Source organism: Yoonia sp. SS1-5, from assembly GCF_038443705.2.
Classification (GTDB): domain Bacteria; phylum Pseudomonadota; class Alphaproteobacteria; order Rhodobacterales; family Rhodobacteraceae; genus Yoonia; species Yoonia rhodophyticola.
The window spans coordinates 3866571-3883435 of the sequence record NZ_CP151767.2 but is presented as its reverse complement, the minus strand read 5'-3'; the positions used below and the strand labels follow the sequence as shown (position 1 = coordinate 3883435).

17 protein-coding genes and 1 tRNA gene are annotated in these 16865 nt (G+C 58.0%); 7 read left to right on the top strand and 11 right to left on the bottom strand.

Annotated elements, in window-relative coordinates; all coding sequences use genetic code 11:
* Positions 1-68: 68 nt before the first annotated feature.
* Positions 69-419, bottom strand: a complete 351-nt coding sequence (locus tag AABB31_RS20645; RefSeq protein WP_342076358.1) for a hypothetical protein — start codon at positions 417-419, stop codon at positions 69-71.
* Positions 420-802: 383 nt separating this feature from the next.
* On the opposite strand from AABB31_RS20645, the gene AABB31_RS20640 reads away from it, so the two are divergent.
* Complete coding sequence (locus AABB31_RS20640; RefSeq protein WP_342076359.1) at positions 803-2467, top strand: Eco57I restriction-modification methylase domain-containing protein; 1665 nt, start codon at positions 803-805, stop codon at positions 2465-2467.
* Here AABB31_RS20640 and AABB31_RS20635 read toward each other — a convergent pair.
* From AABB31_RS20635 to AABB31_RS20615, 5 genes are all read right to left on the bottom strand, one after another.
* The gene (locus AABB31_RS20635) at positions 2447-3481 is read right to left on the bottom strand and encodes a hypothetical protein (RefSeq protein WP_342076360.1); all 1035 of its coding nucleotides are present in this window, start codon (positions 3479-3481) and stop codon (positions 2447-2449) included. The two genes, AABB31_RS20640 and AABB31_RS20635, sit on opposite strands and share 21 nt — an antisense overlap.
* A gap of 86 nt (positions 3482-3567) precedes the next feature.
* Positions 3568-3644 (bottom strand) — tRNA-Arg (locus tag AABB31_RS20630).
* Between the two features lie 75 nt (positions 3645-3719).
* On the bottom strand, positions 3720-4493 hold the full coding sequence (locus AABB31_RS20625) for an ion transporter (RefSeq protein WP_342076361.1): 774 nt from the start codon (positions 4491-4493) through the stop codon (positions 3720-3722).
* Between the two features lie 18 nt (positions 4494-4511).
* On the bottom strand, positions 4512-4823 hold the full coding sequence (locus AABB31_RS20620; protein ID WP_342076362.1) for an ETC complex I subunit: 312 nt from the start codon (positions 4821-4823) through the stop codon (positions 4512-4514).
* 313 nt (positions 4824-5136) lie between these two features.
* Positions 5137-6021: a LysR family transcriptional regulator gene (locus AABB31_RS20615; RefSeq protein ID WP_342076363.1), complete on the bottom strand. Its 885-nt coding sequence runs from the start codon at positions 6019-6021 to the stop codon at positions 5137-5139.
* A 97-nt stretch (positions 6022-6118) separates the two neighbouring features.
* Between AABB31_RS20615 and AABB31_RS20610 the strand changes: the two genes are divergently transcribed.
* Genes AABB31_RS20610 through AABB31_RS20600 form a run of 3 tightly spaced genes read left to right on the top strand, consistent with a single transcriptional unit; the run spans position 6119 to position 7845 of the window.
* Positions 6119-6877 carry a class I SAM-dependent methyltransferase gene (locus AABB31_RS20610; protein ID WP_342076364.1) on the top strand — a complete coding sequence of 253 codons (759 nt, stop codon included), beginning with the start codon at positions 6119-6121 and terminating at the stop codon, positions 6875-6877.
* Entirely contained in the window at positions 6874-7581 is a 708-nt protein-coding gene (locus AABB31_RS20605) for a DUF2306 domain-containing protein (protein WP_342076365.1), read from the top strand. The genes AABB31_RS20610 and AABB31_RS20605 overlap by 4 nt, the downstream gene beginning before the upstream one ends.
* Before the next feature lie 21 nt (positions 7582-7602).
* A complete protein-coding gene (locus AABB31_RS20600; RefSeq protein ID WP_373635260.1) occupies positions 7603-7845 on the top strand; it encodes a DUF6326 family protein in 243 nt (80 codons plus the stop codon).
* Positions 7846-8131: 286 nt separating this feature from the next.
* On the opposite strand, the gene AABB31_RS20595 is transcribed toward AABB31_RS20600, so the two are convergent.
* Positions 8132-9367, bottom strand: a complete 1236-nt coding sequence (locus AABB31_RS20595) for an aminopeptidase (protein ID WP_342076367.1) — start codon at positions 9365-9367, stop codon at positions 8132-8134.
* Between the two features lie 147 nt (positions 9368-9514).
* On the opposite strand from AABB31_RS20595, the gene AABB31_RS20590 reads away from it, so the two are divergent.
* A complete protein-coding gene (locus AABB31_RS20590) occupies positions 9515-10066 on the top strand; it encodes a hypothetical protein (protein ID WP_342076368.1) in 552 nt (183 codons plus the stop codon).
* An 89-nt stretch (positions 10067-10155) separates the two neighbouring features.
* Positions 10156-12354: an excinuclease ABC subunit UvrB gene (gene uvrB / locus AABB31_RS20585; protein WP_373635259.1), complete on the top strand. Its 2199-nt coding sequence runs from the start codon at positions 10156-10158 to the stop codon at positions 12352-12354.
* A gap of 112 nt (positions 12355-12466) precedes the next feature.
* Here the strand turns inward: uvrB and AABB31_RS20580 are convergent, their stop codons facing one another.
* A complete protein-coding gene (locus tag AABB31_RS20580) occupies positions 12467-13135 on the bottom strand; it encodes a DUF3800 domain-containing protein (protein ID WP_342076369.1) in 669 nt (222 codons plus the stop codon).
* A gap of 283 nt (positions 13136-13418) precedes the next feature.
* Between AABB31_RS20580 and AABB31_RS20575 the strand changes: the two genes are divergently transcribed.
* Positions 13419-13847 (top strand): excinuclease ABC subunit B, encoded by a 429-nt coding sequence (locus AABB31_RS20575; protein WP_342076370.1) that lies wholly within the window; start codon positions 13419-13421, stop codon positions 13845-13847.
* Between the two features lie 7 nt (positions 13848-13854).
* On the opposite strand, the gene AABB31_RS20570 is transcribed toward AABB31_RS20575, so the two are convergent.
* The 3 genes from AABB31_RS20570 to hisC are packed head-to-tail and all read right to left on the bottom strand — an operon-like array spanning position 13855 to position 16822.
* Positions 13855-14817: an extensin family protein gene (locus AABB31_RS20570; RefSeq protein ID WP_373635258.1), complete on the bottom strand. Its 963-nt coding sequence runs from the start codon at positions 14815-14817 to the stop codon at positions 13855-13857.
* Positions 14814-15737 carry a prephenate/arogenate dehydrogenase family protein gene (locus tag AABB31_RS20565; RefSeq protein WP_342076373.1) on the bottom strand — a complete coding sequence of 308 codons (924 nt, stop codon included), beginning with the start codon at positions 15735-15737 and terminating at the stop codon, positions 14814-14816. Before AABB31_RS20565 ends, AABB31_RS20570 begins: the two co-directional genes overlap by 4 nt.
* Positions 15737-16822 (bottom strand): histidinol-phosphate transaminase, encoded by a 1086-nt coding sequence (gene hisC, locus AABB31_RS20560; protein ID WP_373635257.1) that lies wholly within the window; start codon positions 16820-16822, stop codon positions 15737-15739. Before hisC ends, AABB31_RS20565 begins: the two co-directional genes overlap by 1 nt.
* Positions 16823-16865: the final 43 nt, after the last annotated feature.

The following is a 16865-nucleotide window of genomic DNA, read 5'->3' as shown; positions in this document are numbered from 1 at the left end:
CCGACATGGCGAAACCCACTAAACAAGAGCCCCGCCGGACTGATCCGGCGGGGCGTTTTCGGGGTGGCTTAGGTTTGATCCTTTGCCGGACGCGCTTCGACCGCCTTTTGCGCGTCTCTTGCGCACTGAAACAGGTAGTCGAATGCTAGCTGCAACTCGGACGTATCACCATCTAGGTCATCAAACGATTGGTGGTGAGCCCAAGCCGCAATCGCAGCAAGAGCATTGATCTGAACGCGCTGTTTATCGGAGACTGAGACCAAACTTGTGTTTGCCTGTTCCGCTACCATCGCCCCAAAGTGCAACATAAGCTCTTCAATCTCGGGACAGCCCCAGTTTCCTCCATTCGACATTTCTGCCAGCCAGTTCATCTGTTCGCGTATCACGTGCCCTTGCTGGGCATCTGGATTATTGGTCATTACTTTTACTCCATTGAGTTGGAGCACTGACATCGTCGAATGGACCAGAGCCGATCACACACTGACGCCAGCACTCGATTGAGTTCTGGGGTTCACGTGTTCGGCCTCCTATCTCGGAGTTTGCCGCCTTTTGGGCAGCACTGCCTTGAGGTTCAAGGAGGGGTCCAGCCTCCGCCGACCTTGCCCCCGGGCCGTGCGCCGGGCTGTGGCGTGGCCCGTTGCCGGGCGCTTCTATTGCAAGATGCTTGTTTGTTCGCTGTTCACTATCCGTCTGTCAACGGCAAAGAATCCCTTTTGAAACTGTGCTGAATGGATAGCGATAGACGGGAACGGTGCGCGGGGATAAGTATGGCTGCGAACAATAGAAGAACAAGGGCGAGTAAATGACGGAGGCAGTTCGGTTTTCCAAGCGGTACGAGGATGTGGGCGAAACCAAGTCTGATGGTGTCACCTACACCCCTCGGGCGCTTGCCGACTTTGTGGCGGACCGTATCGTGGCTAACGCGGCCCCCGTTTCCAATCGTCCAGTTCGCGTCCTTGATCCCGCTGTTGGGCATGGGGAGTTGCTGCTTGCCCTGCTGGACCGCCTTGATGGGCCTGTCGAGGTGTACGGGTTTGAAACGGACTCCGACGCTTTGGAGGAGGCCCGCGTAAGAATATCGCGGGAACACCCCAGCGCCGTCTTGAATCTGCGCATCGGCAGCTTCCTTGACCATGTTCTTGATGACCACGCCGGGGGCCTGTTCGGTTCGGCAGAGCCCTATGACCTGATAATCGCCAACCCGCCATATGTGCGGACGCAGATCATGGGGGCAGACCGTGCCCGGCAGTTGGCCCAACAGTTCGGATTGACCGGACGCGTTGACCTCTACCACGCGTTCCTCCTCGGCATGGCAACCGTCCTAGCGCCGGACGGCGCAACAGGCTTCATCGTTTCCAACCGCTTCATGACGACAAAGGGCGGCGCTTCAGCACGGGCCGGAATGATGGATGGCACTAGGCTGCGCGAGGTTTACGATTTGGGCGACACCAAGCTGTTTGATGCGGCAGTCCTGCCCGCTGTAGTCATAGCGCACGGCAAGGCGGCGAAGCCCGCCACGCCCTCATTTGCGTCAATCTACCAGTCCAAAGCGGAACCGACGCACGAGGCCACAGACCCGCTCGCAGCCCTTGGGCAGGAGGGGGTTGCCGAGCTTCCCGATGGACGGGCGTTCCTCGTGCAGCATGGGACGCTCGACAGCGGGAGCAATTCGGCAGGAGTCTGGCGTCTCGCGTCTGAGGGGGTAGAGAGCTGGCTTGCGGCGGCTGAGGCAAATACCTGGGGCACCTTCCGCGACATTGGCAAGATTAGGGTCGGCATCAAGACCTGCGCGGACCAGGTGTTCCTGCCCAAGAAGTGGGACAGCGAACTTGAGTTGCACCGCCCCCTGACCACGCATCACACTGCCCGGCGCTTCCGGCCCGAGCCGCCCAATAGGCAGGTCCTTTACCCCCACCACGCTGTTGACGGCAAGAAGCAGGCCGTGGAATTGGCCCGGTTCCCGGCTAGCCGCGCCTACCTTGAGAAGCACCGTGCGACCCTTGAGGGCAGGAGCTATGTCATCGAGGCCGGGCGGCAGTGGTATGAGATTTGGGTGCCGCAGAACCCGGCAGACTGGCCCGCCCCCAAGCTCGTGTTCCGGGACATATCTGAGCAGCCGACCTTCTGGATGGACCTAGAGGGGACGGTGGTGAACGGGGACTGCTACTGGCTGACGGGCAACGAGGACCGGTTGTGGCTCGCCTTGGGCGTTGCCAACTCCACCTTCATCGAGCGCTTCTATGACCGCCGATTCAACAACAAGCTCTACGCTGGCCGGAGACGCTTCATCACTCAGTATGTCGAACAGTTCCCCCTGCCGGACCCCACTAGCCAAGGTGCGCGGGAGATAGTCAAGGCTTGCCGCGACCTCTATGCGCGGCTGGCCGATGGCCCCGAGCCCGATCTGGAAAAGCAGATTGACGAGATGGTCTGGGCTGCGTTCGGGCTACCTGTCGAAGAAGTCTGATGGCAGAGGTATTTGGAGCTTTTTGTTCAGCACCTTTCCGCCAAATTGAGGGAAGCGGGAGAAAAAGCTCGCACCAGTGGTAAGGTAGAAGTTGGTCAGCTTAACCGCCGACCCATCCGTTAGAGCGGCGAACAAAGCGTAGCGAACATCGCAGTGCCTCACCTGCGTCCCTTTGATCTGAGGAACGTCCAGCGGTTCCTCGCTGGCGGGCAGGACTAAGCCCAGGTCGATGGTCGGGGAGGTCTGTAGCTTGACCTCAAGGAGCTGGTTCCGAACATCTGGGAACCGCCCATCATCGCGGTAGTCCGCATAACCCAGAAGCTCGCAAACGATGCGGTGCAGCGCGGCTCCCCGGTTGCGCTCTTGGTCACGGCCCGCATCGGGGAAGGACCGGCCTACAGCACCGCGCAGCCGGTCAAATATCTCATCAATGGGCAGCATCAGCCCGTGGACAGGGTGATCAATTGGACTGACGTTTTCGGCAAGGTTCGCGCCCGCCCGGACGTGCGGCAGGAGCGGGTCGGTGTCGGCTGGTGCAATAAGCTCCGCTTCTGCATCCCCAGGAACAAGTCGCGCCTGATATTTCTGCGTGAGCGTCCCTGTGGTGTCGAGCTGCGCCAGTTCCTCGCCATTGACGACTTTCACGCGCGTTATGACCCCCGCATCATCGACCCGCAGAAGCACATACCGGCGAGATGGTGACAGCTCCTCATTCCAGATTTGGAGGTTGTTCGCCTTCTGGGCGTAGGTGTCGAACATCTGGCCATAAAAGCGCGGCTGAATCTTGGTGAAACTCTTGGGCACCGGATAGCCCAGAGCGCGGCAAACGTGCTGTTTAACCAGCTTCGACCTTGTCCTGATTGGCACGTCTAGGCCGTCAATTCCTACAAGCGCTTCGTTGAGGATGTGCTCAAGGTCAGGTGTAGGTATCCAAAGCTCAGGATCACCTACCTCAATCGGCTCGTGAATCGTCAATCCACTGGCCGCGATGGCTCCCACATAGTCCTTACCCATCGCCTGCCCACGCTGATAATGAAGTCAACGCTTGGATATCAGCTACGCGAGAAATGTGCCAGTTTTGAATGGCTTGAGGAAGAAGATGGCGATCCCGGGAGGACTCGAACCCCCAACATCCTGATTAGAAGTCAGGTGCTCTATCCAGTTGAGCTACGGGACCGCTTGGCCGGGATATGACGCGCCCGACGGTCACTTTGCAAGAGCGAACTCGCGCATTGCGCAAGCGCCCAGGCCGCTATTTGCGGTCTTTCACGGCTTTTTCGATGGCTTCAAGCCGGGCAATGATCTCGGACCGGTATTCATCGGTCGCGGCATTGCTTTCCTCGGCATGCGCATCCTGCATCGAATTGACGATCAAACCGACAAGCAGGTTCACGACGGCAAAGGTGGTCACCATGATGAACGGGACAAAGAAAGCCCAGGCGTAAGGGAATGCCTCCATCACCGGGCGAACGATCCCCATCGACCAGCTTTCCAGCGTCATGACCTGAAACAGGGTGTATCCTGACCGTCCAAGGCTGCCGAACCATTCCGGGAACGCATCTCCAAACAGTTTCGTTGCCATGACCGCCCCGATATAGAAAATGATCGCCATCAGCACAAAAACAGAGCCCATGCCCGGCAGGGCGGTCACAAACCCTTCGACGACGCGGCGCAGCCGGGGTGCCACCGACAGCAGGCGCAAAACGCGCAGGATCCGCAGCGCACGCAGCACCGACATGCCTGCTGATGCGGGAACAAGTGAAATGCCAACAATCACCAGATCAAAGATGTTCCAGCCATTGCGGAAAAAGCGCAACCCATAGGCGAACAGCTTTGCCACGATCTCGGCCACGAAAAAGGCAAGGCAGGCGGCGTCAAGCATCCGGATCAGCGATCCGGCCTGTGCCATCACCGCATCGGACGTCTCCAGCCCCAGAATGATCGCGTTGAAGATGATCACGCCGATGATCACCGTCCCGACGATGGGGGTCTCCAGGAAAGTCGCCGTTTTGGCGCGCAAACTCATCAACGTGCTCCGCGCCGCTTAGTGGGTCCAGGCGCCCCGCCTGTTGGTTGCAAAGTTTTCACCATAGCCGCCGGGACGAATATTGGCCTTGCGCGGCTTGGGTTCCTGCACGACGAAATCAATGCCCTTCTCGCGGGCATAGTCGATTGCGTCTTCCTTGCTTTCGAATGTCAGCGTGACCTGCGCCTGCGTATCAGAGGACGACGTCCAGCCCATCAGCGGGTCAACTTCGCGCGCGGCCTCTGCCACATGTTCCAGCACCCAATGCCGTGTCTTCGCCGTTCCTGACGACATGGCTGTTTTTGCTGGCTTGTAGATTCGTGCGCGCATGCAGGTCTCCTTGGTTGCGCTTTATATGTGGGATGGAACCCGTTTCCGCAAGCGTTTCCGAGCGCGGAAAACGAAGCGACATGGATTGACTGACCTGTCATTGCAAAGTCTTCGCCCCGCTGGCCACTGACGGACCCGATAGGAAGGGCGTTTTGCGGGACAAAAACGTCAATTAGCTGCGCTTGCTCCAATGTCCGCAATTGACCCTTCATCTGTGCTGCGACCTCCATGCAATGGCCCATTCCAGAGGTTGCTTGGAAAAGCGGCGGTTTTGGTTTTCCAGCGTCAACTGGGCGTGGAAACTTCGATGTTTCTATCCAATGCCTTCTGCCAGAAGATCAAAAACCACGCGAATGCGTAGATTTGTCTTGAGCTCGCGGTGGGCCACCAGCCATGTCTCGATACTGATCGGCTCAAACGCAGAAGAAGGGTTTTCAAGTTCTGGATAAGCCGTCCCGATGTCGATAGGAAGAATACCGATCCCAAAACCTTGCCGAACTAGTTCGACTGTGAGCGTGGCACTCGACGTCGAAAAATTAAAATTTGCGGTCGTCAGATTAACGCCGCGTGATGCCATCAAACCAAGTCGCTGTTCCGGTTGGTCGAAACCGACAAACGTTAACTTCTCAAGATCAGAGAGCGTCTTGGGGCGACCAACTGCGTCAAGGTATTCCGTTGATGCAAAAAGATGCGCCTTTGTATCGCGAAGGCGCTTTGCAAACAAGCTCTCGTCTTTGGGTCGACTATGACGGATTGCAATGTCCGCTTCACGCCGCCTCAAATCGCTCAACTCATTTGATGCGATAATCTCAATGTGAAGATCTGGAGCGGTGTTGCGCAGCGTCTTGAGGACGGGCGGTAGAAAATGCGTTGCCATCAGGTTTGTGGCGGATATCAATACATGTCCGGTCACTGCCTCGGATTGGCCCGTTGCGGCAAGGGATATGGTGTTTGCTGCTTCGCCCATCATCCGAAAATGTGCAAGCAATTCGACGCCTGATTGTGTCAGTAACAATGCGCGCGATGTGCGCTCGAAAAGTGTCACACCAAGCGCCTCTTCGAGCCCCGCGACCTGTCGGCTCAGCGTTGGTTGCGTCAGCCCGAGCGCACGAGCAGCTGCCGACAGCGACCCTTCTTCAGCGGTGACGAGAAACGCCCGCGCTTGATTCCAGTCGAAGGCTGATCGTTTCCACTCCATAATTTACGTATACCGAACCAAGAAAGATACGCAATTCCGTATTGATAAGCTGCATTCTATATCCCTGCTATCGACCAACTTTAAGCAGGTAAAAGATATGACGCAGCTAGAAAACAAAGGCCTTAGCTCATCGCACACCGCCGCCATGGAACAGGCCATCCCCATGACGTCTCGTCGTTTTGGCTCTTGGGAAGTTCTCATCAGCAGGCGTCCGCTTTCCACAACGGACCTTGCCAGCCGTTACGACGCGGTTTCGGGCAAGTGGGCGCGGACCGCGCGTCGTTTTGACTTGAATGCAGCGTACCGCGAGCCACTTTTGGCATCCCAGATCGTCATAGATCTTATGCAGGTTGAGCCACAGGCGCGGATCCTTGATTGCGGCGTCGGGAACGGGAGCCTTTCGATTGCTCTTGATAGTCTTATGAAGGGTCCGAATGACTACTATGCCGTTGATACCTCTACCGAGATGCTTGTGCAGGCCAAGTCCGTGATGCGACACGCTGGGTTGCGCCCGCACCTTCAGCAAGCTGATGTTATGTCATTGCCCTATGACGATCAGTCCTTTGACGTTGTTATGGCTGCGCATGTCCTTGAACATCTGCCGGATCCGCAACGCGCCCTTGCTGAGATGATCCGTGTTCTAAAACCGGGTGGTATGGTGTTCCTTTGCGTGACGCGCCCTTCACTGTTCGGCGCACTAGTCCAACTCTTGTGGCGCACTTGGGCGATCACAGAACAAGAGGGCATTGCGTGGCTGCACGCATCCCAGCTTGTCGATGTCGGATACCAGCCGGTTCGGCTCGGCTCATTTGCTGGCTTCGCGAGCACTGCTTTTTGGGCGCGCCGGCCGCTATGATCTCTTCAAATAGAAAAGCTCCCAAATTGGGCCTAGGAACATCCGAGTGGGTCATTCTTGGCGTAATTTTTGTCTATTCGTTCGTTCCGGTCGTTGGCGGGTTGATACGGGTTTTTGAGCTTGCAGGTGGACCGCAGATCGCACCAGTAAACCCTCGGGCATTGCTTGCTCCGCTCCCTATTATTCTTCACATCCTGAGCAGCATCCTATTCTGCATGGTCGGCGCTTTTCAGTTCTTACCAAGCATCCGACGCCAACGTCCATCGGCGCATCGCGTCATAGGACGGTTGATTGCGTTCGCGGGGTGCGTTTCCGCGCTTACAGGTCTGTGGATGACGCATTATTATGGCTTTCCCGAAGCGCTTCAGGGCGCCGCGCTGTATTGGGTGCGGATGGTTCTGGGCACGGCAATGATCGGGCTCATCATCTGGGCTGTGATCGCAATCAGATCCCGCAACGTTTTCCAACACAGCGCGTCGATGGTGCGGGCCTATGCCATCGGTCAGGGTGCGTCGACGCAGGCCGTTTTGGGCATTGCTTGGATCATCGCTATTGGTTCCGAAGCGATGGGACCCCTGCGCGAAGGGTTAATGATCTTCGCGTGGGTGCTCAATCTGCTGGCCGCAGAAATCTTCATACGTGCCATGCTGAGGCCGCCAAAGCGTCGGCAAAAGCCTTCGCCACTGCCTCCTTTTCGACCTTAACACCAAGAAATGAGATTTGAAATGGCGTACCAAAATGGCAATTCCCGTCTTCGTTTGTCGATCCTTTGGGTCTTCATTATCCTGAATTTCTTTGCACGCGATATTCATGAGTTGGGCCGCCCTGGCATGCTGGAACAGATGATGTCCGGCACAATTGACGGGGTCGTCGTCACGGAAATGTTGATGCTGATAGGGGGGATCATGATTGAGATCCCAATCTTGATGACAGTCCTCGCGTTGCTGTTGCCACATGGGATAAATTGATGGGCGAACATTGGTGTGGGTCTTTTGACGATGGTCATGATCGTGGCAATGAACATCAAACCCGACCTCGACAATGTCTTTTTCATGAGTATTCAGTTGATCGCTCTAATTGCTATCGTTGGGATTGCATGGCAGTGGCGGGCTCCAGAACGACAGATGCGATAGCATAGTAAATGCGCGACGTCAGACCGCTTGGTCCAGCAACACGGCTAAACACCGATAGCTGCCACTCGTACGTAGTGCAGCATCGGTCGAAGAGGGCTCAAGGCCGCCATTGCCCCTTGCCCTACGCCCATTCCCCGCCGCGCATGACTGGTACAACGTCGCCCGTCTTGGTGATCCCGTCGATATCCACCGCGTCAGAGCCCATCATCCAGTCCACATGGATGATGCTCTGGTTCCCGCCCTTTTGCTTCAGTTCTTCCGGGCTGAACTCTGACCCGCCCGTGATCGTATCTGCATAGCATTGCCCCAGCGCGATATGGCAGGACGCGTTTTCGTCAAACAATGTATTGTAAAACAGAATACCCGACTGGCTGATCGGGCTGGAATGCGGCACCAAGGCCACCTCGCCGATCCGGCTGGCCCCGTCATCGGTCTTGAGCAAGGCATTCAGCACATCCGCCCCCTTGGAGGCAGTCGCCTCGACGATGCGCCCGGCCTCGAACCGCACCTGAATATCTTCAATCACACTGCCCTGATGGGCCAGCGGCTTGGTCGCCGCCACCGTGCCGTCAACCTTATAGGCGTGCGGGCAGGTAAAAACCTCTTCGGTGGGGATATTTGGCTGACAGACAACGCCGTTCAGTGCAGGCGAAGCCCCACCTTTCCAGATATGCCCATCCGCCAGCCCCAGCATCAGATCGGTGCCCGGCCCGGTATATTTCAACGCGCTGAAGTTCTGCGCATTCAACCAATCCACCCGCGCCCTGAGATTGGCCGTATGTTTGGCCCAATTTGCAACCGGATCGTCACCTTCAAGGCGAGAGGCCGCATAAATCATGTCCATCAGCCTGCCTTGTGCCTCATCGACGGGCAAGTCAGGAAAGACCCGCGATGCCCAGCCCGGCCCCGGATAAGCAACGATATTCCAGTTCACCTCAAACCCGACAATCGGGTCCATGGCGGGTTTTGCAGCTATGGACGTGGCCTTGCTCAACCGCGCGATCTTCTCGGGGTCCTGTGCGGCCAGCAGCATCGGGTCGTCGCCCTTGATCGCCATCCGGGCTGCACCTGCCTTGAAAGCCGCACCCATACCTTCAAAAAGCCAATCAGGTGCCCGATCAAAACTGTGATCATGACCATGTTCGTAACGCGCCAAGGTCATCTCGTCGTCTGCAAAAAACGGCGTGACGATGCCCGCACCCGCCTTGTAGGCATGCACCGTGATGCGCCGAACCAAATCGAGGGCCGCCATGGGGGCGGTGATGACAAGGTCCTGCCCGGGTTGCAGATTTACGCCCGTGCGCACGGCGACTTCGGCCAATCTGTCCAGTTTGTCGGGATCAATATGGGATGACATCAGGCAGCTCCTTTACATGTTGCGCAAAGACTAGAAGTTGCGCAGGCAAGGTCAACCAACCAACCCCGCTCACGTTTTCGAGAGCGCGGATCACCATGCTGGCCCAAACGGCGCAACCTGCATAACCAAGACCGGGGAGGATTTGATATGATACGTTATGTGGTCCTGTTTGCGCTGGCACTCGCCAACACTGCATCCGCCACGGTCACCGGTGGTGCGATTGTCGAACAAAACGGCTATGGGACATTTGTCAAACTGGACACGGACGAACCCTTTGCGGTTGGTGCCGATACGTTTGATGATGACAATCTTTATGCATTTGACGAGGACCAGAATATCCTACTGGTCGAACCCGTGCGTGTGGACATCGGCGATGAAGACGGGGTCATTCCGCAAGGCACTGTCGTGGCCAGCCATTACATATTTTTCGACAGTCTCGCCGGGACCCACTACGGCTATGTCGATTTTGATGCGCCTGTTCTGGGGATTGCCGCCTTTCAGGAAACGATGTTTGCAACCGATTTTCTGGCCAATACCTCTGTGGACTACATCAGCATCGAATTGCGGGGGCTGGAACCGGGTGACTATGTCTGGATAGACGAGGACAACCCGCAGCGCATCTGGGTCTATTGGGCAGGCTCATCGCCCGGTGACTACATCCGGGTCTTCACCGCGCTGTCCGCGGCTGCGATGATGTAAAGGGCGCCTGCTGACACATGCTGTCAGCATCTCCACTTGAACCCGGACCGGAACGCAACAACTATTGGGACAAGCAAAGGAGCGCCCCGATGGCCCACGCCGAATCCGATCCGCATTACTACCTGTCCAACCCTGCCCCCGACGTCAAAACCCGCGAAAAGCTGGAAGGCGGCAAGCGGTTTGTACTGCACACCGAATTTGAACCTGCAGGCGACCAGCCCACCGCAATCCGCGAGCTGAGCCAGGGGATCATGGATGGCGAACGTGATCAGGTTCTGCTGGGGGCCACAGGCACCGGCAAAACCTTCACCATGGCCAAGATGATCGAGGAAACCCAGCGCCCCGCCATCATCCTTGCCCCCAACAAGACCCTCGCCGCCCAATTGTACGGCGAATTCAAAGGGTTCTTCCCGGAAAACGCGGTCGAATATTTCGTCAGCTATTACGACTACTACCAACCCGAGGCCTATGTCGCCCGGTCCGACACCTATATCGAGAAGGAATCCCAGATCAACGAACAGATCGACCGGATGCGCCACTCGGCCACCCGGGCGCTGCTGGAACGGGACGATGTGATCATCGTGGCCTCGGTATCCTGCATCTACGGCATTGGCTCTGTCGAAACCTATGGGGCGATGACGCAGGACATTCATGCAGGCCAGGACTACGACCAGCGCAAGATCATGGCTGACCTGATCGCCCAGCAATACAAGCGCAACGATCAGGCCTTCCAGCGGGGCACCTTCCGGGTCCGTGGCGACAGTCTGGAAGTCTGGCCCGCCCACCTTGATGACCGGGCCTGGAAACTGTCCTTCTTCGGGGAAGAGCTGGAAAACATCACCGAATTTGACCCGCTCACCGGCGAAAAGACCGATACATTCGAAAAGGTCCGCATCTACGCCAACTCGCACTACGTGACCCCGCGCCCGACGATGAATCAGGCCATCATCGGCATCAAGAAAGAGCTGCGGATGCGGCTCGACCAACTGGTGGCCGACGGGAAATTGCTGGAGGCACAGCGGCTGGAACAACGCTGCAACTTCGATCTGGAGATGTTGGAGGCCACCGGCGTCTGCAACGGCATCGAAAACTATTCGCGCTATCTGACAGGGCGCGCACCGGGCGAACCGCCCCCCACCCTGTTCGAATTCATCCCCGACAACGCGATTGTCTTTGCGGATGAATCTCACGTCTCCGTTCCGCAAATCGGCGGCATGTATAAAGGCGACTACCGGCGCAAATTCACGCTGGCCGAACACGGGTTTCGCCTGCCCTCCTGCATGGATAACCGCCCGCTGAAGTTCGAGGAATGGGACGCCATGCGCCCGCAATCCGTCTTCGTCTCGGCCACGCCCGCGGCATGGGAGTTGGAGCAAGCAGGCGGCGTCTTCACCGAACAAATCATCCGGCCCACCGGTCTGATCGACCCCGAGATTGAAATCCGGCCCGTCGAGATGCAGGTCGACGACCTGCTGGACGAGGTGCGCAAGGTCGCCGCCGACGGCTATCGCACACTGGTCACCACACTGACCAAACGCATGGCCGAAGACCTCACCGAATACATGCACGAACAGGGCATCAAAGTCCGCTACATGCACTCAGACATCGACACCATCGAACGGATCGAGATCCTGCGCGACCTGCGGCTTGGCGCCTTTGACGTGCTGATCGGGATCAACCTGTTGCGCGAGGGGCTCGACATCCCCGAATGCGGACTGGTGGCAATCCTCGATGCGGATAAGGAAGGCTTCCTGCGCTCGGAAACATCCCTCGTGCAAACCGTCGGACGTGCGGCCCGGAACGCCGAAGGACGCGTGATCATGTACGCCGACCGGATCACCGGCTCGATGGAGCGGGCGATTGGTGAAACCAACCGGCGGCGGGCCAAGCAACTGGCCTATAACGAAGAACACGGGATCACGCCGCAGACGGTCAAAAAGAATGTCGAGGATATCCTGGCGGGGCTGTACAAAGGCGACGTGGACATGAACCGGGTGACCGCCAAGGTCGACAAACCAATGGCCGGGGCAAACCTGCAAGCCGTGCTCGACGGGCTGCGGGACGACATGCGCAAGGCAGCCGAAAACCTCGAATTCGAAGAGGCCGCCCGCCTGCGGGACGAGGTCAAACGGCTGGAAACCGTCGACCTCGTGGTCAGCGACGACCCATTGGCGCGGCAGCAAGCTGTCGACAAGGCGGTCGGCGACGCAAAGAAAGCAGCAGGCCGCAGCACCGGAGGACGGGGTGGTATGCGCGGCGGGAAATCGCGATATGGGGGAAAGCGGTAGAACAACCTGTTTACTTGAAATTCATGTCCACCGGGTCTAGGTATACATAAAGGTCCCTCCCCGATGACAAGAACCCAAGGGGTTCTCCGCAAGGTAGTCGGGGGGGTCACATTCAATAATAGTAGCGCGTCCCAGTGCGGAAAATGTCGAACTCACTTCTGACAAGATGTTTGATTTGATCGTAGGCCGTGCTGTCCTTTCGCTCCCATTTTCTCAGTATAGCCCAATTCACATAATCGGCAATTTGCAATCCATAATGAGACCGGGATGCGTGGTGCATTATCTTATAGGGTGTTGCTTTTGGAAGCATCTTAGCCAACACAAGCTTGAGCGCTTTCTCCACAGCACGGCGTTTCTTATTGACGGGAATGGTATCCGTAATGATGACAAGTTCACTAATATCTTCGGGTGTTTTCTCCAGAACAAAACGCAAAAGATATCCTAGCATTCGGGGGTAGAATTTCTCGGCCATCTGCAGAGCAGGACCCGTTTTCCTTTTCTCCACCACCACCGTGTCCACCGAGTTCGCCAGCAACTCTTTTGCAAGGAGTTCAAAAACACGTTTTCGAACGAACATGTTGTCGTCTGCACAATGGAAGAATTCCATCTCTATGCGGGGTTTGATGCTGTGCTCGATCAGATCGTACTTGTAAGTATCAAGCTGGGTGTGCAGCAGAAATGGCCGTCGCATACTGACGCAAGTCAATGTGAAGAAGTCAGACCCCGTATTGGAAAAATCGAAATTTCCACCTTCGTCGATAAAGATATAAAGCGTGGACAACGACTTACCTTTTCACAAAATACAACCCAAAGTAAATTTAAACCGGAGAGAACACAATCCTGACCAACTAGTCAGATATTCTGGAACACCGCCAGGGTGTGGCACCGGGCAGCCCCAACCGCACGCACCATTAACCACCCACTCCGCCGTACAAACGTGTGTACGCGATGTGTACAGCCTCAGCACGCAGTCTGCATCGCCAAAAACCCCATAAAACAAGGCGTCAACCAGCGATTCGTACCCCCGACCTTGCCCACCCAGTCAAAACCGCTACTTTACCGAGATGCGCCTCGCTCTCGCCTTTCTGCTCTCCGCCAGCCCCGCCGCCGCGTGGGACTTCTCGCCCAGCCCGATCTGCACCCTGACCAATACCAGTGAAATAGGCAGTGTCACCGTCACCTATGACGCCCGCCTCCCCGAATATAGCATTGCGATCACCTTGGCCGATGGGCGTTGGCCTGACGCACCCGTCTTTGGCATGGCCTTTGATGGGGATCGCCCGATTTCCATCCAGACAGACCGCCAGCAGATCAGTGAAGACGGGCAAACCCTGACTGTGACAGATAGAGGCTTTGGCAACGTCCTGAATGGGTTGGAGTTCAACCTCCTTGCGATGGCCCAAACAGGCGACAGACGCGTCCTGATCCCGTTAACGGGTATCGGACCGGCAATCACCGCATTTCGGAATTGTCCCGCGGATCAGCTATCCTGATCAATTGCTAGCGGCAATAAGGCCCGCTGCGATAGCGTGCCGTATCGAAATGGAAATGATCGCGGTGAAACCGGTTTGATTCCGGGCCAAGGACGGTGCCGAACGGGCCACATGCCGCCCGCCACATCTGTCGCAGCCTTGCCCCGTCACCGGGCTTGTTCCAATCGGTCAGCAACGTGATTTCGCGCCCGCTGCGCAACCGGATGCCCGCGATATCAATGGCACGGCCAAAGGCATGCTCGGACAGGCGCGCCCCTGCCTGATTGTTGCGCGTCCGACAGGCATAATGCGATACCACGCGCAGGCCTGCTGCCCCGCCGCCAGCATCCCCAACGGCTGGAATGACACCGCGCTTTACCCATGTTTTCAGTGCCTTGGCTGTCTGGCAATCAATCGTTGCTTGCGGGGTCAGCGTGATCCCGGCCACCGATTTCACCCGCACCCCCTGCCCTATCCCACAGGCACCGCGTCCGCTGACCTGACCGATGGCGCTGCCCTGAATATCCGGATCCCCGCAGACCTGTCCGCGCAATCGGGCGATGCGTCGCTGCTCGGCTGCGACGACAATCGTTGCGGGGCGGCTGGTGGGCCGGGGCGATATGGCCAGCGCATAGGGGCTGAACGCAAACAGGTTCTGCTCGGCCCGAAAGAGCGGGCGGGTCTGCGCCCCATGTGCCAGATCAGGGCGCGTATAGGGCCGCGCCACAGGGCGCAGGCGGGATCCGGCGAGGATCGCGGCCACGGACCCGCGGGCCAATGGCCGGACGGCCGGATCACCTTGGGCGATGATCACAGGCGCCGCCGGGGCTGCAACCTCGGCCCGGCGCCACCGGCGGGTGAAGACGTCACCTGTCTGTGGTTGCACGATGGCGGGCGCAGCGTCGCGCGCGAGCGGGCGGATACTGCCATCCTGTGCCACCAAAGCGGATGGCAGCGCCATAAGGATCGTCAATATGCCTGCGCGGATCACCGCCCCGGCACCTTGCTGCGGCCAAAATCGGGCGCATCCGTATCTTGTCCCGCCTCGATAATGGATCGCCGAATGGCCCGGGTCCGGGTGAAATACTCCTCCAGATGCGCGCCGTCATCCCGGCGGATGGCCCGCTGCAGCGCAAACAACTCTTCGGTAAAGCGGCCAAGAATTTGCAATGTGGCCTGTTTGTTGTTCAAGAACACATCCCGCCACATCACCGGATCAGACGCGGCAATCCGGGTGAAATCCCGAAAGCCCGCGGCAGAGAATTTGATCACCTCACTATCGGTCACCCGGCTGAGGTCGTCAGCAACGCCCACCATCGTATAGGCAATCAGATGCGGCGTATGGCTGGTGACGGACAGGACCAGATCGTGGTGATCGGCCTCCATCACATCCACTTCGGAGCCCATCCCGCGCCACAGGGTGGTCAGTTGATCGACCGCTGCCTGATCGCTGCCTTCCACCGGGACGATGATACAAAACCGGTCGTCGAACAGCTCTGCAAAGCCCGAGGCAGGGCCGGAATGTTCGGTGCCCGCGATGGGGTGGGCCGGGATGAAATGCACATTGTCCGGCAGGTGCGGCGCAACCGCATCAATCACCGCGCGCTTGACCGATCCGACATCGCTGACGGTCGCCCCGGGTTTCAGCGCGGGTCCGATTTCCGCCGCCACCGCCGCCATCGCACCAACCGGCACGCATAAAACGACAAGATCAGCACCCGCAACCGCATCCGCCGCGCTATCGCAGACCCTGTCACATAGCCCCAGATCACGCGCGATTTGCCGGGTTTCCGCCGATTTCGCGTAGCCGGTGATCTCGTGCGTCAATCCCGTCCGGCGCATGGCGTGGCTCATGGAAGAGGCGATCAGCCCCAAACCGATCAGGGCCACACGATCATAAAGAACACTCATCAGCGCGATCCCTTGAATTGGGCGATGGCATGCACAACCTGCCTGCAGGCGCTTTCATCGCCCACCGTGATCCGCAGGCAATGGGGCAGACCGTAACTTGCCACCGGTCGTGCGATAATCCCCTCCTCGCGCAGATGGGCATCGCAGGCCTCGGCCTCGGCCGCATCGGCAAAGCGCGCAAGAATGAAATTGGCCGTCGATGTATCTGATGGCACGCCAATTTCGGCCAGGGCCGTGGCCAACCAGTCCCGCCATTTGGCGTTTTCGATCCGGCATTTGTCCGTGAATTCGGTGTCCCGCACCGCGGCTTCGGCGGCGGCCAATGCGGGGACGGACAGGTTGAACGGCCCCCGGATGCGGTTCAGCACATCAATGATCGGTTGCGGGCCATAGCCCCACCCGACCCGCATACCGCCAAGCCCGTAGATCTTGGAAAAGGTCCGTGTCATGAACACGTTCTGACGCGCCTCGACCAGCGACAGGCCCGCATCATAGCCATCCACAAATTCCGCATAGGCCCCGTCCAGAACAAGGATTGCCTGATCCGGCAGGGCATCGGCCAGACGCGCGATTTCAGCTGCACCGATCATGGTGCCGGTAGGGTTGGCGGGGTTTGCGATAAAGACAAGTTTGGTCTTGGCCGAGCATGCAGCCAGCAACGCGTCCACATCCACGGTTCGTTCGCGTTCAGGAACAACCCGGGCGGTTGCACCGCAGGCATGGGCATAGATCGGATACATCGAAAACCCATGCTCGGTGAACATGACCTCATCACCCGGGCCGGCATAAGCCTCGGCCAGCAGTTTGAGGATTTCGCCAGACCCCGCACCGCAGATGACCCGGTCAGGGTCAACATCCCACACCTCGCCAATTGCCGCGCGCAGTGCAGAATGATCGGTTGGCGGATACCGGTGCAGCATATGGGCTGTGCGGATCATCGCCTCTTTGGCGGCGTCACTGGTTCCCAGCGGGTTTTCGTTCGATGACAGCTTGAGGACATTCTCCTTGCCCGCCACCGATGACGCCCCCCCTTTATACAGGGCAATATCCATAATCCCGGGTTGCGGTTTGATCCCGTCAGCCATTTTGTTTTGCCTTATGTCGTTTGGGTGGTTCTATCGGCCTGCG